Here is a 26,148-nt window from a genome sequence, read left to right on the forward strand (position 1 = left end):
TAGTATTTCAACAACATGAAAGTCCAATAAACTAAAATTAAGTTTATTGGACTTTTTTTTATTTTATTATTAGTTTATCTAACGGTTGGAAGTCTTTTAATTGATAGCTCTTCACCTCTTTAGGAGCTACTGTATAGAGTGCATCTCCTATATATACAACACGCTGTACAAGCTGATCCCAATTTTCATATGGCTCATCTGTGCTTTCTTCAATGATATTGCCTTTTAGCACGATTCCTTTATCTGCTGTAATTTCATAGATTTGAGCTCCCTGACCTTTGTAAACAATTTCATCGCCCTTTCCTGCCTCATAAAGGACAACTGGGAAGCCAAAATAATTGTATTCCTTATTGCGGAACAATGCCTTAGGATTATATTGAACATCCGAATAAGAACCTTTACCACCGATTTTTACTGATGATTGTTCTTTTGGATTCTTGAAATCTGAAACATCAAACAATGACATTTTCATATTAGTTGTTACTGTAAAATTTCTTTTTGAAAAAGTATCATAGCGTTGCTCTGTATCATAGCCAATTCCGATTAAATGGGTTTCATCTAATGGATGCAAGTAATTACTAAAGCCTGGGATTTTCAATTCTCCGAGAACAGTTGGCTTTTGAGGATTTGCTACATCAATCACAAATAACGGATCGACTTGTTTAAATGTCACCACATACGCTTTTTCACCCATGAAGCGTGCTGAATACACTTTTTCTCCTGGGGCCAAGTCTTTAACTGTGCCAAGCTCTTTTAAATTTTTATCTAAAATAAAGAGATGATTACGTGAAATATTTTTTTCATCCCACGTATTTCCTTCAGTTGTTACAATACGGAAATTACCCTTGTACTCATCCATTGAATATTGATTTAACACAGTTCCCTTTACTTCCGTGTTACCTACAAAATTCATGGTAGTGCCATCAACATTCCATTTAAAGATTTGTGTATTTGTTGCTCTTGGCATCCAAATCCTCATATCCATAATGCGGTTTTCAGCAGGAACGACTGCACTGCCATCATAGACTGGTGTTGTAAGATAAAGTGCATCCTCTGACATATACAGACCGCTACTACCGCCCAAATAACCTTTTGTATTGGCAGTTGCCTTTGCACCATTCTTTAAATCTAGAGCCGTTATTAAGCTATATGTTCCATCCAGGGTATTTGGTAAAATAGATATTTTCTCAAGAGGTAGGCTTTGGAATTCCTTCGTTCCTCTACTATCATATGTTTTTGGCTTTAAATCAATGGTTTTGTTATCTCGAATCGCCCAATAATTTGGAAACATGTTCCCAATTAAATATAATGTGTCATTGGTAATACGAATATCCTGTAAATATCCCTCTTGCCCTACTTCACGTAAAAATTTGGGGCTCTTAGGATTTGAGATATCATACAAAGTAGCTGTTGACATGCTCGTGCCTGCTTTTTCTAAATATTTATCCCCAATTGCAATTAACAAATGATCGTATAAAGCAAGCTTTGAAATATATTTTGAATCTTCTATTTTTAGAGTCGCTGCTAATGCTAAATTTTTTGGATTGGTTGCATCTACCACTGTAATACTATGTTCTTTTACAGAATAAATAAAACCATCCTTTACAACGACTAAATCACCTTCTTCAACCCCCTCTACTTGATTGTTTGTCATAGAAGAATTACTACTTACACTTGGGCTATCTGCCTTGTTTTCCATTTCTCTACTTGAATCATATTTTACTTCCTTATCTGGGTTAGCTAAAAGAGTGTCAAAATACTGCTGTAACTCTCTCTCAGATTTTACTGCTTCCAGTTTTTCAATAATGGTAAAAGAAATTACTTGTGAGGCTGCTTTCGGTCCACCAAGTACAAAAGCGTCCTTCTGAACATGTAGTTTATAATTACCAGGTGCTAAATCACTAACAATTAATGTCTTTTTATCTTCTCCTAGTGTAATAGCTGCTTCTATCTTTTGATCCTTGCTATTTGTAACGTAAACAGTTTCTTCTGTTATCTTGCTTTCTTTCAAGGCTTTCGTAAAAGTTGCTTGCCAGCTTTTAGTGGCCATACTAACACTAGCTGCTTTTGCTACAACCGTTGGGGTCATCGTCAACGTAATAATCCCTGGTAAAATGGCGAGTACGGCAATAACCATAATTGCTATCCATTTATTTTTCATCTTTTTTCCTCTCTTTCATATGTTTATCAATTAGACTGTTGGAAAGTTGGAAAGTTACATTTTTCAGAAATTTTTTTTATTCTATTATTACTCCATAAGAAAAACGAGAGGAAGACTCTCCTCTCGTTTATTCATGAAAAGGCCATGGTGGTAGCATTTTACCTAAGGGTTTATCCTGACGTCTCCCTAATACATAATCAGCCTGCATAATAGTATGAATTTCACGTGTGCCTTCATAAATAACAGGTGCTTTGGAGTTACGTAAATAACGGGCAACTGGATATTCGTCTGAATAACCATAGGCACCATGAATTTGCACCGCATCATCTGCTGCTTTATTAGCAAAATCACAGGCCTGCCATTTTGCAAGAGATGTCTCTCTCGTATTTCGAACACCTTTGTTTTTTAGTTCACCAACACGATAGACAAGTAGACGACTCATTTGATAGCCTGCCTCCATTTTGGCAATCATTTGCCCTACTAGCTGATGTTCACCAATAGGCTTACCAAATGTTTCACGTTCATGACAATATTTCACACTTGCTTCAAGGCATGCTTGAATGAGTCCCACAGCACCAGCAGCTACCGTGAAACGACCATTATCAAGAGCAGACATGGCAATTTTAAAGCCCTCGCCCTCTTCTCCTAGTCGATTCTCTACTGGTACACGTAAATCTTCAAAAAAGAGCTCACCAGTATTACCAGCACGAATACCATATTTCCCCTTAATAGCCTTCGAGGTAAAGCCAGCCATTGATCGCTCTATAATAAATGCACTAATACCGTGATGTTTCTTTGATTTGTCTGTATAGGCAAAAACAATAAAATGATCAGCTATATCACATAAGGAGATCCATGTTTTTTGCCCATTTATAACATAAAAATCTCCATCACGTACAGCAGTCGTTGACATTGCCGCTACATCTGATCCAGCTCCAGGCTCTGTTAGACCAAATGCCCCAATTCGAACACCCTTTGCCTGTGGAACAAGGTATTGTTGCTTCTGCTCCTCTGTCCCCCACTGCATTAAGGTCATACTATTCAAGCCCGTATGAACAGAAACTGCTGTTCGAAATGCCGTATCTCCTCTTTCGAGTTCCTCACAAACAATAGCAAGTGCATTATAATCCATACCACTACCACCGTATTTTTCAGGAATGCAAACGCCCATTAAGCCAAGCTCAGCAAGTCTTGACCAAATCTTTGCATCAAAGCCTCCTGTTGCATCCCACTTTGCAATATTAGGTATGATTTCATCATCTACAAATTGTCGAACGGTTTTTCGTAATAGCTCCTGCTCAGTGGTAAAGTCAAAATTCATGGTCGACACCTACCATTTCACAATCATTGCAGATTTATGGGATGTCTCTTTTATGACAACACCACGTTTTGCCATCTCTTCTATATACGTATCTCCTGGAACAATTGATTCAGGCGCAAATACACCGCGCTCTGTGATATTCCCTTCACCAATCATTTGCGCAACTACAGAAATTGTATTAGCCGTTGCACGAGCCATAGCTGTTTCATTTATTGTCATATCTTTTCTAACGACCATCTCGTACTCATATGTTACTTGCTGCTGTTCCTTTTCCCCAGCAACAATGACGCGCAACAGTACAGCATCCGGTTTTGTACCAAGCTCAAGCTTCTTTTTAAGTGCCTCTCGCACAACTGCTCGAACAGGCACTTCTTGATTATCTACCTCTACCTTATTTGTAGAATCAAGGAATCCTAAATCAGCTAATAGCTTAAATTTCTCTGCGTGCCCCTTATAACGAATTGTTTTGTACTCTAATGTGCGGACATTAGGGAATGTCTTATACAGCGTGGAAATTCCACCCGATGTATAAAATGCCTCTAGCACACCAAAATCGTCAAAATAAATAGGTTCGACACCTGATAGAGATGGAACTTCCTTAAGTTTTCCTTTTTGAATGGCTTTTGAAGGCTCTGTATAATGATCAAAAACCCCATCTAAAGAAAATACTCGCGTGTAATGAAGAGGTGGCTTCGGCTCTGTTGGAATACCTCCCACAAATAGCTTAATAGATTCGACTTCATCTAATTTTGATGCACCATAGCCCGCTAAGATATTGACCATTCCAGGAGCAACGCCTAGATCAGGAATAATTGTTACGCCTTTAGCTTTTGCGTCTTCATGAAGATCTAGAATTTTTTCCGTTACCCCACCGATATGTCCACCTAAATCCACGGAATGTACGCCAGCCTCAATTGCTGCTCTTGCTACACGTTCATTAAAGGAATAGAAAAGAGCATTTACGACCACATCGCCTTTAGATATGACATCCATTAAAGATTCATCGCTCTCTGCATGAAGCTCCACTACCTCAACCTTATCTGTATTTAACGTGTTCACAAAATCCTGTGCCACCCCTACATCAATGTCCCCTAAGATTACACGTTCTACTTTATTATTTTTAATTAAATCACGAGCTACCTCTTTTCCCATTAAACCTGCACCTAATACAACAACCTTCATCAAGAACATCCCCTTTCGTTGATCTGTTACTCTGTATCGATTTGTGCTCTTTGTAATTTACCGCTATAGTCTACATAAATACTTTTCCATTCAGTATAAACATCTAAGGCAGCTACTCCTGAGTCACGGTGACCATTCCCCGTACCTTTCGTGCCTCCAAATGGTAAATGGATTTCTGCCCCTGTTGTGCCTGCATTCACATAAACAATCCCTGTGTCTAAATCTCGCTGGGCGCGGAAAATTGTATTCACATTCTGTGAGAAAATTGAGCTGGATAAGCCAAATTTCACGCTATTGTTTACTTCAATCGCTTCCTCTAAACTTGCTACTTCGATTATTGAAACGACAGGACCAAAGATTTCCTCCTGTGCAATAATCATGTCTGGCTTAACATTAGTAAACAGTGTTGGCTCATAATAAAATCCTTTATCATAGGGTGTTTCGTTTAATATTCTGCCACCTGCTAACAATGTCGCTCCTTCTTGTTTACCGATTTGCACATAGTGATTGATTTTTTCTAATGCTGCTTTATTAATTACTGGTCCTATTTTCACCTGCTCATCTAGGCCGTTCCCGATTGTTAACTTTTGCATTTCGTCCAATAGACGTTTTTCTAGTTCTTCTCTTACATCTTTATGCACAATCACTCGACTACATGCTGTACATCTTTGACCAGCTGTGCCAAATGCACTCCATAAAATCCCTTCTGTAGCTAGCTGTAAATCAGCATCGTCCATAACAATTACGGCATTTTTGCCACCCATCTCTAGTGAAATCTTTTTCAGATGCCTTCCTCCCAGCTCCGCTACTTTACTTCCTGTAGTTGTTGAGCCAGTAAATGAAATGACCTTAACATCTGGATGCTCAATTAAGGCTGTTCCTACTGTTGGGCCACTGCCAAATACAATATTTGCTACCCCGTTCGGTAGACCAATTTCTTCAAAAATTTTACCCATTTCATAGGCCATCATTGGTGTCTCATTAGAAGGCTTCCAAATAAATGTATTGCCTGCAACAATAGCGGGGAATGATTTCCATGTTGCTATTGCCACCGGGAAATTCCAAGGAGTAATTAAGCCGACAACCCCTATAGGTGCCCGGACACTCATTGCAAATTTATTAGCAAGTTCAGACGGTGTTGTTTCCCCAAACAATCTTCGACCCTCACCAGCCATATAATAAGCCATATCTATCCCTTCTTGTACCTCACCTCTAGCCTCTTCAATTACCTTTCCCATCTCTTTCGTTAAAACGGTCGCCAAATATTCCTTCTTCTCTTTCATTTTTTGACCGATTGCATATAAATAATCAGCACGTTTAGGCGCGGGTACTAATGCCCAACTTTTTTGTGCCTGCTTAGCAAACGCTACCGCTTCATTTACCTCATTTACTGTGGAACGCGGAATAGTTGCTAGCTCCTCTCCATTCGCAGGGTTAGTCACTGCTATACTTTGTAAATGGGAATGTGTTACCCATTCACCACCGATAAAGTTTTTGATTTCCAATACTCACACCCCCTGAAGTAATCTAGATGCCTCGGCTACGTTGCTAAATCGTTACATCGCATGCAGGTATTATCTATCATTCTATTTAATCAATATTAAATATGTCAAAATTCCGAATTTTCAACAAACATCTTTCCTACTTAGCAACATCGGTGACAACCGCCAGAGGCCTTATTTTCCTTTAGCTTACTTCCGTAGAAAAGAAATTACTAAACCTTTCACAGAAGGTACCTTTTGTAATCATTATATTAACAATCACTTAGGCACTTGACTAAATGAAAATAAATAATACACATTCTAGTTTTTTATATTCGACATTTTCTATGTTATTCCCTTTTTTTCTAAAATAATTAATTTTGCAATGAAACTAATGTCCCTTATAATCGTATACAGTAACAACAAAATTACTTTTGGAGGAATCCTATTATGAATAATCATGAAATTGACTACCAAATTTTTGGCGACGACATGCAATATGTAGAAGTTGAGCTTGACCCTCAAGAAACAGTAGTAGCTGAAGCAGGAGCCTTAATGATGATGGATGATGCAATCCATATGGAAACAATTTTCGGTGATGGCTCAAAAGGAAGCCAAAATAGTGGCATTATGGGAAAACTACTCGGTGCAGGTAAACGACTTATTACTGGTGAAAGCTTATTTATGACAACATTTACGAATGCTGGTTCAGGCAAACGTCATGTCTATTTCGCTTCTCCATATCCAGGAAAAATCATTCCCATGGATTTAAGTCAATTAAACGGAAAAATTATTTGTCAAAAAGATGCATTTTTAGCTGCTGCCAAAGGCGTTTCAGTTGGTGTCGAATTCCAGAAAAAAATTGGTGTAGGATTCTTCGGTGGTGAAGGCTTTATTATGCAAAAGTTGGAAGGTGATGGTATGGCTTTCGTTCATGCAGGTGGAGCTATTCATGAAAAGACTCTACAACCTGGTGAAGTATTACGCGTAGATACAGGATGTTTAGTCGCTATGACATCTAATGTGGACTACAATATCGAAATGGTTGGTGGCGTAAAAACGGCATTATTTGGTGGTGAAGGTATCTTTTTCGCAACTTTAAAGGGGCCCGGTAAAGTATGGATTCAATCATTGCCATTCAGCCGTTTAGCAAGTCGCGTCTTCGCAGCAGCCCCAATTTCACAAGGCGGTGGCGGTCAATCTAAAGGTGAAGGCGGCATTGGTGGTTTATTTGATTTATTTAATAGATAATACCTATGTAAAAGGAACACATCTAACGACGATGTGCTCCTTTTTATTTTACTTAGGTATCATTAATCGATTCTATTCGAAACAGCCTTGCCCTGTCCATAAGCAGTTAGTGCCTTCACGTTCAGCATAAACATAGCTGTTCTTGTCTCGAGCGATGCACTCCCGATATGTGGAAGTGCCACAACATTTGGCAGCGTTAATAACGGATGATCCAGTGCAATAGGCTCATGTTCAAAAACATCTAACCCTGCTGCCCATAGCTTACCATTTTTCAGTGTATGATAGAGGGCATCTTCATCAATAATGCCCCCACGTGATGCATTGATTAACACTGCGTCATCCTTCATTAAGGCAAGCTCCTCTGACCCGATAAGACCCACAGTATCACTATTATATGGCGTCATAATGACAACAAAATCCGATAGCTTTAAAAGCTCCTCTAATGAAGCATACTTAAATCCATACATTTCCTCTGCCTCATGACGACGTCTTCGATTATTATATAAAATCTTCATATCAAAGCCTTTTGCACGTCTCGCCACCGCCTGACCAATACGCCCCATTCCAATAATTCCAATAGTAGCGGCAGACACATCTTTTCCTACTAATTGCATTGGATACCAGCTTTTCCATTTACCCTCCCTTAAATATCGTTCACTTTCTGGAATTCTTCTTGCAGTTGCAAGCAATAAGCCAAATACTAAATCTGCTGTGGTATTTGTTAAGACTCCAGGGGTATTAGTTGCCATTATGCCACGTTTGCGTAATGCTTTAACATCAATATTATTAAAGCCAACAGCTAAGTTTGTTACTAATTTAAGATTGGGTGCGTGCGATAACAATTCTTCATCCACTTGATCTTCAATAGTGACCCACAGTACCTCGCAATCGGTAACAGCCATCAATAATTTTTCCCGTGGTATAACCGCTTCTTCCTCCTCCCATTGTTCGATTTCGTAATATTCTTGTAATGGTTCCACAATATGCACAGGGAACTTACGTGTAATAAATAATTTCTTTTTCATTTTCCGATCACCCCTCTTTTTATTTCCCCAATTCGCCTATAGCGTAACACTTAGTACACGCATTTTCTAGGTAATTCTTGTCTTCGCTAATTTGCTTACGCGTTCTTTCTTTCTGACTATTATTTCATCCGTCTATAAAAGGTTCTATCTTTCTAAAAAGCAGTTTTATCGAATCCAAGAACATTAAAAAACTATGCAAGACATCATGCATAGTTTTAACATATTTAAAAATCTCTTATTGTTGTATCTAATCGATTGGCTACCTTTTCTAATTCCTCAGAAGATTCACCAATCGTTTCGATAATAGTAGCTAATTCTGTTATTTGTCGTCCAACATTTTGGAAGTTGGTAATAGTGCCCTCTACTGAGCCGGATATTGCATCAAATGCCTTTAAAGATTCTGCATTTTGTTCCATACTATTATTCACTAGCTCTTGAATCTCCTGTATTGCATGGACTACTTGATTTGTTATCCCATTAGACATTTTTATTAGATCAGCAATTCGCTCCACTGAATGTCTGGTTTGATCTGCAAGCTTTCGTACCTCATTTGCAACAACAGCAAAACCTTTTCCATGCTCACCAGCACGCGCAGCCTCAATCGCAGAATTCAATGCAAGTAAATTTGTTTGGCCAGAAATACTTTTAACTATTTCGACAACATCATTAATTTTAGAGGAAGACTTATCTAATTCTCCTACCATTCCTGCCATATCAACTGTCTTATGATGAATTTTTCCAGTTTGCTCATTCATCAAAACTATTTTGGAATAACCTGCATTAGATACTTTTTGCATTGTTTTCGCTTCTTTAATACTGTCCTTCAAATAATCATTAACTTCCTTAGCACTAAAAATAAGTTCCGTAACGGTCTCGTTCGTGCTATGGGATTGAGTTTCTAGTTGTGTTGAGATCCCGCCAATTATATCCTTAACATGTGCGCGCACACTATTTCGATGCTCTTCCATCAATATATTTGCATAATTATCATATTCCTCTAAAACAATTTGCTGCTCTAAATTACAAATTTTACTAATAGCTTCACAAAATTTTTCTTCCTCGCCCTTTGATAACTGAAGCTCATAAACTATTTTTCTTAATGATTTTTCAAGATTTTGAAAGGCAGCTAAATACCATTTAGGATATAGATTAATCTTTACATGCATTTTTGCCACACGTCTTCTCTTCTCCACAAAGGCTTCATCAATACGCCCTTCAAACATTTCTATAATATGATGGCGTAATGTTTGGCGTAAGCGTTCGCTAGAGCTATGCTTTTGAATTACCTCAAGTAAGGCTGGCACACCTTCTACAGCTTGATAAAATGCTGCCACTACCTCTACGACATTGCGTTCGATATAAGGCTTTAAACTCCTAATCAACCGTAAATCCTGTCTAGTCAGATTTATAAGATTTATTTGTAACAAACGTTCCTGATCTTGAATAATAACCCCTATACTTGATTCATTACTAATTTCAATTGTATTTTTCTTAGGCCTATTTCCAATATGAAACATTCTCTCCACCTCATGCATATGTTCTTGGCCATACTATATCTATCCTACTAACCATCATCTAAAAGTAACAAGTATCCAGTTTACATCTGCATCTATTATAAGGTCTAATCCATAAAAGTTACAATATATAGGTAAATTCTGTCCGTTTTCGAGTTAATTACCCATTTAATTTATGAATATCAAGGTCTTTTTTACTGTGTATTAGTCATCTTTTTCGATTCTATCCTAAATTTTTTACATAAGCACGGTTAAATTGACATAAAAAAGCCACTCATCTTTTTAAAAGAAGAGTGACTATCTAATTTACATAAAAAGAATAACGGCTAATACAGCTGCTAACACTAAGCGGTAAATAGCAAATGGCATCAGTTTCACTTTAGAAATGAGCGCTAAAAAGAATTTAATCGAAAGTAATGCAAAGACAAATGAGCTAATAAAGCCTACTACATAGAAGCCTAAATAATCCATAGATAACGTATCCCAGTTTTTCAATACAGAGACTAGGCTAGCTCCAGCCATAATTGGTACTGCCATAATAAAAGTAAAATCTGCTGCTACACGGTGACTCATACCAAATAGTACACCACCAGAAATTGTTGCACCAGAGCGGGAGAACCCTGGCCACAGTGATAAACATTGGACTAGACCTACTTTAAATGCTAAGCCGTAAGAGATTTTATCCAGCGAATCCACTTTTGGTCTTTTTGGAGCAAGCTTATCTGCAGCAATCATTAAAAGTGCCCCAGCCACTAATGCATAAATAACATGCTCTACTTTAAATAAATGATCATCAATAAAATCTTTAAAGGCAAAACCTAACACAACTGCTGGCAACATCCCTACGATTACATGCAATAAGTTGAAGTGCCCCTTTACAGATGTTGTTTGCCCATCAATTTTATAAAGTCCAACAAGATTTAACATTCGCTTCCACATTACAACGACGACGGCTAAAATGGACCCTAATTGTACAACAATTTTAAACGTATTAGCGGGATACATCCCTAAAAATTCCTCTGTTTTTAACCACATATCGTCTACTATAATCATATGACCTGTCGATGAAACAGGCGCAAACTCTGTCATACCCTCTACAAAGCCTAAAATAAGTGCCTTTACTAACTCTATGATTTCCACGTTGTCACCTTACCTTTTTTTGAATATAACTGTTTATCATTGATTAGAACCTCAAATAGCTACTGCTATAGGTTATTGTAAATGTATATCCACTACCCATAGTTCTGAACGGCTACCTATCCTCATAGGGGGGCCCCAAAAGCCAAAACCTGATGAAACAAGTGTATGCATTTGCTCCTTCATCTTATAACCGTAATCCAGCTCAAATACTCGAGATGTTATATACTGATTAGGCCAAAGCTGACCTTTATGTGTATGTCCTGACATATGAAAGTCTACACCCAAATCTGCAGGTGTTTTTAAATCATTTGGCGTATGATTCATTACAAACCATGGCAGATCATCTGTTAACATCAAGGCATCAAGTTGTTTTCTTTCCTTGTTAGTCAAATCCTCTTGACCAGTTACTATTAACGTATTATCAATCCGAATAGTTTCATCTCGTAAAATTTTCACATGGGCTTTCTCCATCTCTTCCACAAACTCAGGGATTTTCTTGCCGTAATATTCGTGATTGCCCAGTACACCATACACGCCATATGTAGTAGTTAGCTGCTTCATCACATCAGCCATCCCCTCATTTACAAACCATTTAGGATCATCATCCACTATATCTCCAACTAAAAAAACAATATCTGGTTTTGCCTCATTCGATAATGTAACAAAGCGCTCTAAATGTTTTTTATGTGAAAGAACACCTAAATGAAAATCCGATGCCACAACAACTCTCAACGTATCTAACTCACTAGTCTTTTTATCCATCGTGAACTCTAAATGACGGACTACAGGTGAATATGCTAAATAGGAACCAACAATGCTTAGTACAAACAACACAGCAATTGCTATACTACCAATTATCTGCACATTTTTAAAGGGGCTTAACCAAATTACGAGATGTGCTGTTAAACAAATCAATAATCCGTATTCAAAAATGAACATCCAGTAATTACCTATTACAGAGAATGTTTTTAAAGATTCGTGTAGTCTTCCGATAACAATGCTAAAAGCAGCAATAAACAGTACTAACCAATAGAGTATGGGATATCGAAACCATCCCAGTGAAACAAGCCACTGCTTCAATCCCCACCCTATGTAAAATGTGAATGCACTATAAAGACTTAATAGAAGAATTCCACTGATTACTTTTGGCATGCCCTAGTCCTCTACTTTCATTTATTCTTAACTGATTATAGCATTATCTTTACCATTCATATTTTAATAAGCACTTATAATCAATTACTCCAACGTTGACGTTATCCGCCAAATCTTAGGCCAACATAATGTTGGTCACTCAGGCGTTTTCACAGAATGGGAAGATCTTAAAGTTCCTCTATTTCAGCGGGCGTACAAACGAACGCTGAATAAGAAAGGAAATCACATTCATCTTGTGGCCTTTAGTGGCGGAACGTATTTTATACCTAATGTTCGCTTTCGCACGATAGAGATCAGCTAAGTCAAAATAAACTTCTAGAGAAAATGAGTGTCTTTTGCCAATTAAATTGTACCTATGTCTATCTACTTTTTCTCACGTTTTACATGACAATTTCATGGGATTAGTGACATTTTCGTCATCTTTCATGAATTACCCAATATAATATAGCACTTTCACATTTTTTCCAGTATTATAACAAACAAGAAAGTAAATTTACGTATTTACTAGCTAAAAGGGGTGTTATTCAAATGACAAGGTATAAATTTGAATCAGCAGAGCATGAGTTATTCCGTAAAACTATACGTAAGTTTTTAGCAGAGGAAGCCGATCCACACTATGAACAATGGGAAAAGGATCACCTCATACCACTAAGCTTTTGGGGTAAGCTTGGAGAAATGGGCTATCTATGTCCCCAGGTAGAAGAACAATTTGGCGGTCTTGGATTAGATTTTAGCTTTGGTGTCATTATTCAAGAGGAGCTGGAAAGAATAGGCTCCAGTCTTATTGGCATTGGCCTGCATAATGATATTGTCGTGCCCTACATCGAAACATATGGCACACAAGAGCAAAAAGCACGCTGGTTGCCTAAATGTGTTACAGGTGATTATATAACTGCCATTGCAATGACGGAACCAGGAGCAGGGTCCGATTTGGCAAATATTCAAACAACAGCTATTCGCGACGGTGATCATTATGTTGTGAATGGGCAAAAAACATTTATCACAAATGGCATTCATACAAATTTAGTAGTTGTTGCAGTGAAAACGAATCCTCAGGCTGAAAAAAAGCATCATGGCATAAGCCTTTTAGTCATCGAGGGTGGCACAGCAGGTTTCATAAAAGGGCGTAAACTTGATAAGGTTGGGATGCATGCACAGGATACAGCCGAACTATATTTCGAGGACTGTCGAGTGCCTGTAGAAAACCTTCTTGGTGAAGAAGGAAAAGGCTTTATCTATATGATGGAAAAGTTACAGCAGGAACGTTTAGCAGTAGCTATTGCTGCACAGACGGCTGCTGAGGATATGTTAGCCTTAACAATTGATTATGTAAAATCCAGAGAAGCATTTGGCAAATCCATTGGTCATTTTCAAAATACTCAATTTAAAATAGCCGAAATGGCCACAAAAATCGAGCTTGGTAAAGCATTTTTAGAATCCTTAATTGAAGAACATATTGCTGGACATGATGTTGTCACAAAAGTATCAATGGCTAAATACTGGATTACCGAAAATGCACGTGAGCTTGCAATCCAATGCATGCAATTGCATGGTGGCTATGGTTATATGGAAGAATATAAAATTGCTCGAAGGTACCGAGATATCCCTGTTATGTCCATCTATGCGGGAACCAATGAAGTCATGAAAGTAATTATAGCTAAAAACTTAGGCTTATAAAAAAACAGCGGCAAACTACTTGCCGCTGTTTTAACTATACTGCTGGAATACGAACGATGACCTTAAATAAATCACCATCTACATCTATACTCATTCGAGCATCATGAAGATCAACGATGGATTGAGCGATTGCTAAGCCCAGCCCTGAGCCCTCCGTATGTCGGGAAGCATCCGCTCGTTTAAATCGTTCAAATAACTCCTCCGCATCCTCGCTAATTTCATATTTAGCTACATTTTTTACCGTAAATTCAGCATCACCATCTGCTGTACGTTTCAATGTTACATAAACCCTTGTACCTTCTAATGCATATTTTAATACATTGACAATTAAATTATCGATTAGCCTCCACCATTTTTGCCCATCGACATAAGCATATAATGGTTCATTCGGTTTTGTTATTCGTAAATCTAGATGAGCCTGTACTAAATCTTCCTCGTGTTCCCCTACTGCCTGCTGTATTAACTGTGATAAATCAACTCTACTTCGATGAAGCTCGATATTGCCACTTGCCATTTTCGAAACCTCAAAAAGATCCTCTATTAGAACTTTTAAACGCTCTGATTTTTTATCTAGTATATGAATGTATTGTTTGCGCTCTTCCTCTGTAATGTCAGGATTTTTTAGTAAATCGGTATAGGTAATAATGGATGTTAGTGGTGTTCGCAAATCATGACTAACATTCGTAATAAGCTCTGTTTTTAAACGCTCACTTTTTGCCTGCTCATGCATAGATGTACGAACACCTTCTCTTAAATGATTAAGATTTTCTGCATGCTCCTTAAGTGGTGATTTGCCTATTACCTTGACATCACGGTTTAAGCGCCCCTCTGCCATATCCTTAGTATCCTTCATAATTCTGTTTAAATAGCCCATTCTAGATAAGAAGATAACAAGGGACGGAACCCCTATAATTGTACAAATACCCAGAACTAGTACCGGGAATCTACTACCCATTAAAATGGAAGCAACAAGGCTACCACCACCGAAAAATGCTGCACTAATCATGACAATAGAATGTAGTGCGATGGATCGATTGATAAATAAATCAGTCATCGAATCCCCTAATGCCCATAAATAGCTTGACTTTAAATTCCCCTCCAATTTCTTGGCTGTATTCACCCGATCGTACAACCATATCAGCTGGACATAGAACAAAATACCAACAATAAAGAGTACCCCTACTTTAAATAAAAAATCGAGTACATAGCTTACATAATTATTTTGGTAGTGATATTCGATGGATTCTAAGGTAATTTCTGATGCCGCCCAATATATACAGCCAGATATAAACAAAATGATTAACTGAAAATCAATTTTCATCCTAGCAAGGGCTTCTTTTTCCTTGATACCCTGTACCACCTGTAACACTTCTTTGCGCCCTTTCCATGCAAAAACAGCTGCTAAAATACCTGTTATCCAAATAAAGAAGAAAATATACTGATTTCGTGTAAACTGCTCATAGCCTTCCATAATGCCTGCTAATTGAGCTAATTTTTTAGAAATCGTAATAGTACCCGTGTAGTCAGTAGTTTCTCTTAAAGTCTCTGTTTCAACACTAGTATCTGTTCGATAAAAAATATGACTTAAATTATCACTAATATTCCAGGTAGTTAATGGATGCTGTGGGGTATATCTTATTTTATAGGCACTGCTTTCAGAAACATCACCTGAACGATATATTTCACCTGTTTCTGTGTTTGTTAATTCATAGGACCAATAATTATAGTTTTTCACAAAACTTTTTGCTTCATCTTTTGCTGCCTTTATATATTGATCAATGACTTCTTCTTTTTGAGCAAGAATTTTTTTTCGGACATGCTCATCATCCTCAAAATTAGCTGTAATATCTTTTATCTTTTCATCACGTTCTTTTTCAAGCTTTGTTTTTAAATCCGTTGCATTCACATTGGTAGCTTCCTGAATGCGACTCTCATATTGAGCCTTTATATTATCGATCTGTTCTCCTAATGACCCATAATAATTGCGGTGATCTTCTATTTCACCTTGCGTAACCTCTATTTTACTTTTTAAATCGTCAGCAGTTGGTAAATTCAACACTAATGGCCCTAGCTGTGATTGAAAATTATCAATTTCATGCTGAAAATTTTCAGATTGAAAATAAGATTTTCCAATATATTGATACCCTACCCTAGAGAATGTAAATATACTGAAAATCGCCCAAATTAAACACAAAAGTGCAAGAAGGGTTCTCCATTTTTTCAACATGTTGCACACTCCCCTCTAAAAAATTCTTTCAAGAAATTGTAGTACCTCAGAAGAGCGAGCATTTACCATTTGATAGGCATAGATACCAAAATAAATTAACCCAATAACTCCTGCTACGAAACCAATTATTGTTACATATTGTTCAATTTTATTTTTCCATTTTATAGCCAACGCCCCATACCACCTTTAAATAGCGTGGATTTTTCGGATCTGCTTCAATTTTTTCACGTATTTTTCGAATATGAACAGCCACAATATTCTCTGCATTATAGGCTTCTTCATTCCAAACACGCTCATAAATTTCCCGAATTGAAAACACACGCCCTACATTTTTCATTAATAATTCCGTAATTTTATATTCAATTGGTGTTAATCGAACTGGTTCTCCTTCTAAAATTACTTCTTTAGCATCTTCATCTAATACCAGTCCATCAATTTCTATTTTTGTTGCCCCTTCATTATACGTCCCCAGCTGTACATAACGACGAAGCTGTGATTTTACACGTGCCAGTAGCTCTAAAGGATGGAAAGGCTTTGTGACATAATCATCTGCACCAACAGATAATCCATGAATTTTGTCACCATCCTCTGCCTTAGCACTAAGCATAATAATTGGAATATTGCGCTCTTCTCTAATTTTAAATGTTGCTGTTATGCCATCCATATTGGGCATCATAATATCTAAAATAATTAAATGTACTTCATTGTTGTTTAGCTTTTCAAGTGCTTCTATTCCATCAGCAGCTTTTATTACATTATAACCCTCATTTTTTAAATAGATTTCAATACCATCACGAATATCTTGATCATCGTCTGTTACAAGAACTGTTAGTTTCGTCATGATATACACCTCGCTCTCAATTAATATTGTACCGTTTAAATCTTAAAAACCACTTATTATAAAAATGAAGAATTTCTTAAGCTTTTACTGAATAATCCTCCACCAATTGTAGAACAAATCGTTACATGCCAATAATAAAGTAGTCAGAAGGACAAAAAATGAAAATATCATAAATAGCTCCTCCCCCATCGAAAACATCATCACCTTTAATAATACAGATTTATCCAAAATCAAACAATTACCATTTTTAAACTTAAGTGATGAATATGCTTTTCTTAGAAAAGGACGTTATAATAAAAGCGATCAATTATACCCCAGCGTAATTGCGTTCAGATTTTTTTCGAGCTTGATCGCAAAGCTCCTCTTCAAAATTTGTACACCCACCAGGGGCACGGTGTTGGTACTCAGGCGTTTTCACGGAATGTGAAGATCTTAGCTTGATTTCCTCTATTTCAGTGGGCTTTTTTATACTCACTGAATAGAAATATCTTGTTACTATGAGTGGAAGCATCTTTACTTGTCGCTTTGCTTTCGCACAGTAAAGATTTGCTGAATTAAGATAAAAGGGGCGAAAATATGTATAAAACAGTTGAAGAAACAGCGATAGATCTTGGCATGTCTGAAGATCAAATTCTACAGTTAGTCTACGAGGGACGTATTCGATCTGTATATGATGGAGACCAAATTTTAATTAATAGCGGACAGTTTAATACCTACTTTGATCAGTTAGAGCGTATCAAAGAAGAAATAGAGATTTGGCGTAATACTCCAATACCTGAGGATATCGATGTGAAGGACGAGGATTAACGTTGTTCAACAAGAAAAACGCAAAGTTATCAAGTAGCAATCCTTGTAACTTTGCGTTTTACTATATCAATTATGCCTCGGCATAATTGCGTCTGGAATCGTCTTTATGATAAGGCCTGCGGGACACAGGTCTGTTATCTTATGGATGCGATTTTTTTAGGCGAACATCCTTTATTAACTCCTTTTCGATTCCGTGACATCCGCTGGAGGCTTAACTTATTTCAGCGGGTGTTTGGACACCGTCTGAAAAGTACTTAAATTCGTATTCATCTCACCACCTAGAGAGGTGGGAGATATTTGATGAAAGTAGTTAAATACTCACGAGAAATCCAGCACGCTTACCAATAATTTCAGCATAATCCTCAACCATAACACTTGCTGTAGGATACATGCCTGCACCAGGGCCCACAAGCGTCAAAGTACCGATATAGTTCGTATCTAAGGCAACAGCATTATTGACATCATCTACTGGATACAGTGGATGTTCTGCGTCTACCAATAAAGGCTCTACTTTGGCTATAATCTTACCACCTGCCAGTTTTTCTACTTCTGCAACGTGACGATAGCGTAGACCCTTTGCAGTTGCTTCCTTTACCTGTTCAGCAGAAATACTATCAATGCCAATTACCTCTACATCTGCCCAATCCGGTTGCTCACCGAATGCCAATGCACTTAACACCATTAATTTCTTGAAGGAATCTTGACCTGAGATATCATTATATGGGTCTGCCTCTGCGTACCCTAAATTTTGTGCTTCTTTGAGTGCCATTTCAAATGACCATCCCTCTGCACGCATTTTCGTTAAAATATAGTTACAAGTTCCATTTAAAATACCCTGAATACGGCTTACGTCATTGACAAGTAAAATATTTTTCATTGTTTTAATGACAGGTACTCCGCCTGCCGTTGTCGCCTCGTAGCCTACAAAAACGCCATTTGCTTTCGCAAGATCCTGTAGCTCTAAGCCTTTTTTAGCGAACATTACCTTGTTAGCAGTGATGACATGACATTTATGTTCAACTGCACGCTTTAAATACGTAAATGCTGGCTCCTCATTCACGATTGCCTCAAACACAACCTGCATGCCCGGTTCAGCTAATACATCATCCATACTAGTAGTCATCAAATGTGCTGTGCCTGGTACGCGTTCACGGCTAGCATCTGTCACTAAAATTTTTGCTACTTCTAACTCAATGCCTAATTTATGTCTAAGCTCTTCTCGCTTTTCGTTTAATATATGGTAAATCCCTTGACCTACCGTCCCAAATCCTAAAATCGCTGCCTTTATAGTTGCCATTCCTGTTATTCCCTCCAACTTACATTCCGCAGTTTCATTATATTTAAGCGTTAGCTTCATCCGTACTAATTCTGAATTGTGCACACGCCCGTAAAGTAACTTGTATAAATATTTGATATTTCACTCTCAGTTATGAATAAATTTGTCTTATGGAGATACACTGACAAGCACACAAATTCAAATAATTCAAAATTTAACTTAAAGAAAATTGTAACGCAAATACATACATTGCACAAGAAAAATCTTTCTAGGAAGGACATTTGTTTTCCCTAGACGTGCAGAAGAAATCGGTTTCATTCCCTTTATTATACGTTTTTTAAGATGTTCTATAATCTATGAACAATTATTGACGATTTTTTTATAAAAGGATTGTCTTTCTTCTATTATATATGTATGTTACAACATCTATAAAAATTGTTCTTTTGATAGATAATTATAAAATTATTTAAAAAACAGCTTACTCCCTTTTTTTATTAATTAAAAAGCTCATTCCCTGTAGCAGCAGAGAATGAGCTCAAATATATGAGGGAGAATTAACTAGCTTTTATTAACAACTGATAACGATATTGTGTAATTGCTTGCTGAACAAGTTCTATCTCATCTCGTGTAAAATTTGGTATAGCATACGTACGTTCAACTAGTTGAAATGTGCCATATTTTAAATAGAACTCTGTTGCAGGTAGAAGAATATGACTTGCTCCATATTTTTCATATGCCTCAAAAACTTCTTTTACTGTATAGCCTTCCTCTTTTGCATAAACGTTCTCCTCAAAAGCAGAATGTCCAAAAATTTGTTGCCATTTACGTTCAACTGATGCCAGTATGTTTTGAATGGACATGTTGTTCACAAACACATGACCTTCATTTAGTTCATAAATAAGATAAGATGCAATGTTTTGTGCACTATAAACATTTCCCATTTCAAACACTCCTTTAACATCAGTTTTTTAGTGAAAGTAGCTGCTGGCTTGGCAGCTACTCCTATATATTTCAAAAGTGGGGGAGCACTTATGAAAACGAATGGAATCAAAGTATCATTTGGAGCACCGAATCAGGCAAAAATCGGTGCCGAAAATTAGTTCTAGGTTGGTAGCCTTTCGAACGTTTAACTTATACCCTAGTATATAGCATGGTTTTATTTAAGTCAATAATACTTATAAAATTACTCGGTATTACTTATGGGAAATTTCTGATAACTTATCGAATGAGATAAGCGCTTGATGTAGCAACGTTTTACGCATTACCAAATGAGGCTTATCGAATGAGAAAATACGTAAACGCCACAACATTAGCCTATGTTTTATGCTTCAACCCTTTGTTGTGAAGCTGTTACTTGCTCAATAGCTTGTTCTAAATCTGCAATAATATCCTCTACTGCCTCTAAACCGATTGATAAGCGAATGAGCGACTCGGTTACACCAGTTTGAATTAGCTCTTCAGCTGATAGTTGCTGATGTGTAGTAGAAGCTGGGTGAATTATTAATGATTTAGCATCCCCTACATTAGCTACATGGGAGAATAATTTCACACTATCGATTAATTTACGCCCTGCTTCACGTCCACCTTTAATGCCAAATGTAAGCACAGAACCGAAGCCATTTCTTAAATATTTTTTAGCCAAATCATGTGTAGGGAAATCTTCTAAGCCATTATAATTTACATATTCCACAGATGGGTGGTTTTGTAAATATTCGGCTACTGCTAAAGCATTTTCATTATGTTTAGGGATACGCAAATGAAGCGTTTCTAAACCTTGTAAAAAATTAAAGGCTGCATCAGCACTTAATGTTGGTCCAAAGTCACGTAGTAATTGCACACGCAGTTTTGTAGCAAATGCAGCTGCTGCTGTGTCAATGCCATATCGTAAACCGTGATAGGAAGCATCTGGCTCAGTAAATCCTGGGAAACGACCACGAGTCCAATCAAATTTCCCTGCATCAACTACAACGCCACCTAAAGTAGTTCCATGTCCACCAATCCATTTTGTTGCGGAGTGAACGACAATATCGGCACCGAAATCAATTGGTGTAGAGCCATAAGGTGAAGCAAAAGTGCTATCAATAATTAATGGTAAGCCGCTTTCATGTGCAATGTTAGCCACTGCTTCAATGTCTAGTACTTTTAAACTTGGGTTACCGTAAATTTCAGCGAATACCGCTTTTGTTTTATCAGTGATTGCTGCTTTGAAATTCTCAGGATTTGTTTCATCTACAAAAATCGTTTTAATACCGTAGTTTGGTAGTGTATTGGCAAATAAATTATAGGTACCACCATATAAAGAGCTAGCGGCAACAATTTCATCCCCTGCTCCTGCAAGATTTAAAATTGAAAATGCGATAGCTGCTGCACCAGATGAAAGTGCCACTGCTGCTGTACCGCCTTCTAATAAAGCGACGCGTTTTTCAAAAACATCTACAGTTGGGTTCGTAATACGTGTGTAAATATTGCCGGCTTCCTCTAAGGCAAAAAGACGTTGCGCATGAGCAGTGTCTTTAAAAACAAAGGCCGTTGAGCGATATACAGGTACGGTGCGAGATCCTGTTACTGGGTCTGGCTCTTGGCCACCATGTAACAGCAATGTTTCTGGTTTAAAATTTGTCATTTTGTACCTCCAAATGGTTATTTTTTTACGATGGTACCGGAGATGAGGAGGATTTTTTAGTAGAAAACAAAAACCCCCTTCAGCTAAGAAGAGGGTTGCAGTTGCAAGTTTTCCTCCCCTTATCTGCCAGATCCAAGTAAGAATCTGTAGGAATTAGCACCTTAGCAAGTTCGTCACTTACTGGTTGCCGGGCATCATAGGGCCTATCCCTCCGCCGCTCTTGATAAGAGTATTGAGATTCAATTTCCATCGTTGTTACACAGTATAAACATAGACATTTTTTCTGTCAACACTAAAATTTTATTTTTTCCGAAACTTCAGTCTGCTTCTTTACGTAGTATGAACGCATACACTATTTTAATATTTATTTAGAAAGGAGGATTTCTGTGATTAAAACCATCATTTTATTTATTATTGTTGGTTATATTATCGGCTGTCTTCATGGCTCTAAAGTGGCACAGTTTTTATCTGGGGTAGATTTAAAAAAGACTGGCCATGGGAATGCAGGTGCCTCCAATGCAACCCTTTCCCTTGGATGGAAATACGGAGTACTAGTAGCGCTTATTGATATTGGTAAAGGTGTATTAGCAATTATCGGTGCACATTTCTTTCTTGCAGATGCAGCACAATACACAGAGGTACAAGTTTGGCTCTTCACCTATCTCATAGCAGCTGGTGTCATTCTAGGTCATAATTTCCCATTCCATATGGGCTTTAACGGGGGGAAAGGTACAGCCTCCATCATAGGGATATTGCTTGCTGTTGATTGGAAAATTGGTTTATTTGCACTTATTTTATTTGTCATTTTATCTTTTGCAACGAACTATTTAATTGTCGGCGTTTTAGAGTTTTATCTTGTTTTTTGTACAGCAACTTTTTTATGGATTCCTGGGATAGGTCCAACGATGATTGCTTTGCTACTTTTTGGAATAGCTATCATTTTGCATATTGAAAATATTAAACGATTAGTCAAAGGAACAGAGCCTAAAGTAACTTCAGCTTTTAAGAAAAAGAAATAATATTTTTTTGAATGTTTTTGTCTTTTCTATGACCATATATTTTCTCTTTATTTACTATTAATGCTGTAAAAACAAAGTATTTTACATACTATTTTTTTCTCCAATAAATAGACAAATTATTTTCTTAATAAAACATTTTACTGACCGATGTTATAGACAATAATCGTCATATTTATCGTAGAAAGGATGAGAAAATATGTCTACACTTCAACAAGCAGGCGAAAAACGTAATTTAAAGCCACTTTGGATTGCTTTAGCCTTTGCTTCATTAATCATCATTATTTTTTTACCTAATAACGGCGATTTACCTGTTGCGGGTCAACGGGCCTTAGCCATCTTAGCTTTCGCAGTCATCCTTTGGGTAACAGAGGCAGTTTCATATCCCGTCAGCTCTGCCATGATTATTGCACTGGTAACCGTTTTACTAGGACTGGCTCCGTCAATAGACGATCCAACAGCAGAATTAGGAACAGCAGGTGCTCTAAAATTAGCATTAAGCGGGTTTAGTAATTCTGCAGTCGCCCTGGTAGCCGCAGCTCTATTTTTAGCAGCAGCAATGCAAATCACCAACTTACATAAACGACTCGCCCTATGGATACTTTCACTTGTAGGGACTAAAACAAAAGCAATTATTTTTGGTGCCATTTTAGTATCTATAGCACTCGCATTTTTTGTTCCTTCTGCTACAGCACGTGCTGGCGCAGTAGTCCCAATACTACTTGGAATGGTTGCTGCATTTGGTTTGCCGCGTGATAGCCGACTGGCTGCGTTACTTGTCATTACCTCCGTACAGGCCGTCTCCATTTGGAATATTGGGATTAAGACAGCAGCTGCTCAAAATATGGTCGCTTTAAATTTTATTCAAGAACAATTTAATGTGGATATTTCGTGGGGTGCCTGGTTACTCTACGCTGCCCCCTTCTCGATTATCATGTCTATAGCTTTATTTTTCATTATGATTTCTCTGATTAAGCCTGAGACTAGTAACATAGAAGGCGGTAAAGAGGTAATCAAAAAGCAGCTTGCAGAACTAGGCCCATTAAAAGCGCCTGAAATCCGTTTAATCATCACGTCAATGATTTTATTATTTTTCTGGGCAACTGAAGGCAAGCTACACCCATTCGACACAACAACAGTCACAATTATTGCTATCGCTATTCTATTAATGCCGAAAATCGGTGTTTATACATGGAAGGAAGTGGAGCCTCATATTCCTTGGGGAACCATTATCGTTTTTGCGGTAGGTATTATGCTAGGCACAGTATTATTGAATACGAAAGGTGCATCATGGTTATCTGACAAAGTGTTTGGTTCACTCGGTCTAGATACTATGCCGATTCTAGCAACAATTGCATTGGTTACACTATTTAATATTCTTATTCACTTAGGTTTTGCCAGTGCGACAAGCTTAGCATCAGCGCTTGTACCTGTGTTTATCGTTTTGGCCTCCACATTAACGGCTAACGTTGACCAAGTTGGTTTCGTTATCGTACAGCAATTTGTGATTAGCTTTGGCTTCCTTTTACCAATTAGCGCACCGCAAAATATGCTTGCTTATGGTACAGGAGCATTTACAACAAAGGATTTCTTGAAATCTGGTATTCCATTAACCATTATTGGTTTCATCCTAGTACTTCTATTCTCTGCAACTTATTGGAAATGGATCGGATTATTGTAAATAGATAGAGCCCCTAAGTATTTTAATAGGTATCTGGATAAGACAGGTGAGCTGTTCTTCGAGGGACCCGAGCAAATTTTTGAGGTACCTGAGCCATTCTCTAAGCGACTTGATTAGTTCTCTGGGTCAACCCATACAGTTCTTTTGGGTACCATAATTAACACAAAAGCCTTGAAGGAATCATTAACTGTCCTACAAGGCTTTTATAAATCTATTCTATTATTTTGATAATGCTGCTTCCTTCATAGTACCACTTTTTGCATAATTCACATGCCATGAAAGCGCTTTCTCTAGATCGTGTGGAGTATGGTGTCCGCCTGTTGCTTCATTAGCATCATTAAAATACTTCCATAATTGATCACGGTATTCAGGATGTGCACAGTTATCAATAATTAGTGCGACCCGTTCTTTTGGTGCCAGTCCACGTAAATCAGCAACCCCCTGCTCTGTCACGATTACATCAACATCATGCTCTGTATGATCCACATGTGATACCATCGGAACGATACTTGAGATATTTCCACCTTTTGCATAAGATTTTGTAACAAAAATACCTAATCGTGCATTACGTGCAAAATCACCAGAACCCCCGATACCATTCATCATTTTTGTGCCTGAAACATGGGTTGAATTCACATTCCCGTAAATATCAACTTCCAGCGCTGTATTCACTGAAATTAGCCCGAGTCGGCGAATAATTTCTGGCTGATTGGAAATTTCCTGTGGGCGTAATACTAGTTTGTCAGCATATTTATCAAAATTACCGTAAACTTGGTTTCCAACTTCCTCTGACAGGGTAATAGAAGTAGCAGATGCAAAGCTTACTTTTCCAGCATCCATTAATTCTAATACAGCATCCTGTAGCACCTCCGAATAGACCTCTAAATTTTCAAACTCAGAGTCTTTGAAACCCAATAATACAGCATTTGCCACGGAGCCTACTCCTGACTGGATTGGACGTAAACTCGTCGTTAAACGGCCTACTTTAATTTCATCACGAAGGAAGTTTAATAAATGCTTGGCCATAATATCTGTTTCTTCATCAGCTGGAACTATTGTTGATGGCGCATCTAAAATGTCTGAAACTACAATACCCTTTACCTTCTCTAAATCTAGTGGAATACCAATTGTGCCAAGTCTATCTGAAGCCTTTTGTAATAGAATTGGATCACGTTTTCCTTGTGGTCCTGGAACAAAAATATCATGTACTCCCTCTAATGCATCTAGCTGAGCCACATTCAACTCGATAATTACTTGATCGGCCTCTTGTACAAAAATCGGAGAATTACCAACTGAAGTTGTAGGAATTAGTAAGCCATCTTCTGTAATAGCAGCCGCTTCAATAATCGCAAAATCAATAGGACCTATAATGCCCTGACGTACCAATTCTGCATTATGTGAAAGATGCGCATCGACAAACATAATTTCACCGCTGTTGATTTTATTACGAATTCCCGCGTCCGCCTGGAAAGGGCCACGTTTACGAATAACGCCAGCTTCAGCTAAGTATTGGTCAACTTCTGGGCCTAATGATGCACCTGTATATACATCTACCTGAAAGCTCTCTTTTTTAGCTTTTTCAACAAGTGCAAGTGGCACAACTTTAACATCACCAGCACGTGTAAAACCACTCATCCCAAGTACCATACCATCCTTAATCCAAGATGCTGCTTCTTCTGCTGTGACAACCTTGCTTCGCAGCTGTTCATTACGAAGCTTTTTCGCTAACTTTTCTTCCATTGCTTATTCCTCCATCCCACTTTACTTTTGTTC

20 protein-coding genes and 1 riboswitch are annotated in these 26,148 nt (G+C 37.7%); of the genes, 5 read left to right on the forward strand and 15 right to left on the reverse strand.

The annotated features are described in order from the left end of the window. Positions 1-58: 58 nt before the first annotated feature. The 4 genes from B2R82_RS19485 to B2R82_RS19500 all read right to left on the reverse strand — a co-directional run bounded on the left by B2R82_RS19485 (position 59) and on the right by B2R82_RS19500 (position 6,169). A complete protein-coding gene (locus B2R82_RS19485) occupies positions 59-2,161 on the reverse strand; it encodes a beta-propeller domain-containing protein (protein ID WP_286926524.1) in 2,103 nt (700 codons plus the stop codon). A gap of 127 nt (positions 2,162-2,288) precedes the next feature. Further along, on the reverse strand, positions 2,289-3,482 hold the full coding sequence (locus B2R82_RS19490; RefSeq protein ID WP_286926525.1) for an acyl-CoA dehydrogenase family protein: 1,194 nt from the start codon (positions 3,480-3,482) through the stop codon (positions 2,289-2,291). A gap of 9 nt (positions 3,483-3,491) precedes the next feature. After that, positions 3,492-4,664 carry a saccharopine dehydrogenase family protein gene (locus B2R82_RS19495; RefSeq protein WP_286926526.1) on the reverse strand — a complete coding sequence of 391 codons (1,173 nt, stop codon included), beginning with the start codon at positions 4,662-4,664 and terminating at the stop codon, positions 3,492-3,494. A gap of 26 nt (positions 4,665-4,690) precedes the next feature. Continuing rightward, the gene (locus B2R82_RS19500; protein WP_286926527.1) at positions 4,691-6,169 is read right to left on the reverse strand and encodes an aldehyde dehydrogenase family protein; all 1,479 of its coding nucleotides are present in this window, start codon (positions 6,167-6,169) and stop codon (positions 4,691-4,693) included. A 426-nt stretch (positions 6,170-6,595) separates the two neighbouring features. Here B2R82_RS19500 and B2R82_RS19505 point away from each other — a divergent pair, with 426 nt between their 5' ends. Beyond that, positions 6,596-7,396, forward strand: coding sequence for a TIGR00266 family protein (locus tag B2R82_RS19505; RefSeq protein WP_286926528.1), 801 nt, complete (start codon positions 6,596-6,598; stop codon positions 7,394-7,396). A 62-nt stretch (positions 7,397-7,458) separates the two neighbouring features. Here the strand turns inward: B2R82_RS19505 and B2R82_RS19510 are convergent, their stop codons facing one another. From B2R82_RS19510 to B2R82_RS19525, 4 genes are all read right to left on the reverse strand, one after another. Further along, complete coding sequence (locus B2R82_RS19510) at positions 7,459-8,421, reverse strand: 2-hydroxyacid dehydrogenase (protein WP_286926529.1); 963 nt, start codon at positions 8,419-8,421, stop codon at positions 7,459-7,461. Between the two features lie 224 nt (positions 8,422-8,645). Continuing rightward, entirely contained in the window at positions 8,646-9,938 is a 1,293-nt protein-coding gene (locus B2R82_RS19515; RefSeq protein ID WP_286926530.1) for a globin-coupled sensor protein, read from the reverse strand. Positions 9,939-10,241: 303 nt separating this feature from the next. Beyond that, entirely contained in the window at positions 10,242-11,075 is an 834-nt protein-coding gene (locus tag B2R82_RS19520; protein WP_286926531.1) for an undecaprenyl-diphosphate phosphatase, read from the reverse strand. A 72-nt stretch (positions 11,076-11,147) separates the two neighbouring features. Next, positions 11,148-12,227 (reverse strand): metallophosphoesterase, encoded by a 1,080-nt coding sequence (locus tag B2R82_RS19525; protein ID WP_286926532.1) that lies wholly within the window; start codon positions 12,225-12,227, stop codon positions 11,148-11,150. Between the two features lie 528 nt (positions 12,228-12,755). Here B2R82_RS19525 and B2R82_RS19530 point away from each other — a divergent pair. Continuing rightward, positions 12,756-13,904, forward strand: a complete 1,149-nt coding sequence (locus B2R82_RS19530) for an acyl-CoA dehydrogenase family protein (protein WP_286926533.1) — start codon at positions 12,756-12,758, stop codon at positions 13,902-13,904. Positions 13,905-13,938: 34 nt separating this feature from the next. Here the strand turns inward: B2R82_RS19530 and B2R82_RS19535 are convergent, their stop codons facing one another. Genes B2R82_RS19535 through B2R82_RS19545 form a run of 3 tightly spaced genes read right to left on the reverse strand, consistent with a single transcriptional unit; the run spans position 13,939 to position 16,972 of the window. Continuing rightward, on the reverse strand, positions 13,939-16,131 hold the full coding sequence (locus tag B2R82_RS19535) for an MFS domain-containing histidine kinase (RefSeq protein WP_286926534.1): 2,193 nt from the start codon (positions 16,129-16,131) through the stop codon (positions 13,939-13,941). A gap of 15 nt (positions 16,132-16,146) precedes the next feature. Beyond that, a complete protein-coding gene (locus B2R82_RS19540) occupies positions 16,147-16,302 on the reverse strand; it encodes a hypothetical protein (protein WP_286926535.1) in 156 nt (51 codons plus the stop codon). Beyond that, entirely contained in the window at positions 16,280-16,972 is a 693-nt protein-coding gene (locus B2R82_RS19545) for a response regulator transcription factor (RefSeq protein ID WP_286926536.1), read from the reverse strand. The genes B2R82_RS19540 and B2R82_RS19545 overlap by 23 nt, the downstream gene beginning before the upstream one ends. Positions 16,973-17,548: 576 nt before the next feature. Between B2R82_RS19545 and B2R82_RS19550 the strand changes: the two genes are divergently transcribed. Further along, the gene (locus B2R82_RS19550) at positions 17,549-17,779 is read left to right on the forward strand and encodes a DNA-binding protein (protein WP_286926537.1); all 231 of its coding nucleotides are present in this window, start codon (positions 17,549-17,551) and stop codon (positions 17,777-17,779) included. A gap of 310 nt (positions 17,780-18,089) precedes the next feature. On the opposite strand, the gene B2R82_RS19555 is transcribed toward B2R82_RS19550, so the two are convergent. From B2R82_RS19555 to B2R82_RS19565, 3 genes are all read right to left on the reverse strand, one after another. Then, on the reverse strand, positions 18,090-19,076 hold the full coding sequence (locus tag B2R82_RS19555; protein WP_286926539.1) for a homoserine dehydrogenase: 987 nt from the start codon (positions 19,074-19,076) through the stop codon (positions 18,090-18,092). Between the two features lie 533 nt (positions 19,077-19,609). After that, entirely contained in the window at positions 19,610-19,996 is a 387-nt protein-coding gene (locus tag B2R82_RS19560; protein ID WP_286926541.1) for a hypothetical protein, read from the reverse strand. A gap of 380 nt (positions 19,997-20,376) precedes the next feature. Then, a complete protein-coding gene (locus B2R82_RS19565; protein ID WP_286926543.1) occupies positions 20,377-21,678 on the reverse strand; it encodes an O-acetylhomoserine aminocarboxypropyltransferase/cysteine synthase family protein in 1,302 nt (433 codons plus the stop codon). 116 nt (positions 21,679-21,794) lie between these two features. Next, positions 21,795-21,908: riboswitch (SAM riboswitch) on the reverse strand. A 156-nt stretch (positions 21,909-22,064) separates the two neighbouring features. Here B2R82_RS19565 and B2R82_RS19570 point away from each other — a divergent pair. Next, positions 22,065-22,697, forward strand: a complete 633-nt coding sequence (locus B2R82_RS19570) for a glycerol-3-phosphate acyltransferase (RefSeq protein ID WP_286926544.1) — start codon at positions 22,065-22,067, stop codon at positions 22,695-22,697. 196 nt (positions 22,698-22,893) lie between these two features. Then, positions 22,894-24,375: a DASS family sodium-coupled anion symporter gene (locus B2R82_RS19575; RefSeq protein ID WP_286926545.1), complete on the forward strand. Its 1,482-nt coding sequence runs from the start codon at positions 22,894-22,896 to the stop codon at positions 24,373-24,375. A gap of 219 nt (positions 24,376-24,594) precedes the next feature. Here B2R82_RS19575 and B2R82_RS19580 read toward each other — a convergent pair whose 3' ends face one another. Next, positions 24,595-26,115 carry a succinate CoA transferase gene (locus tag B2R82_RS19580; protein ID WP_286926546.1) on the reverse strand — a complete coding sequence of 507 codons (1,521 nt, stop codon included), beginning with the start codon at positions 26,113-26,115 and terminating at the stop codon, positions 24,595-24,597. Positions 26,116-26,148: the final 33 nt, after the last annotated feature.

Origin of the sequence: Lysinibacillus sp. UBA6686, from assembly GCF_002455205.1 — a bacterium.
GTDB classification, from domain to species: domain Bacteria; phylum Bacillota; class Bacilli; order Bacillales_A; family Planococcaceae; genus Lysinibacillus; species Lysinibacillus pakistanensis.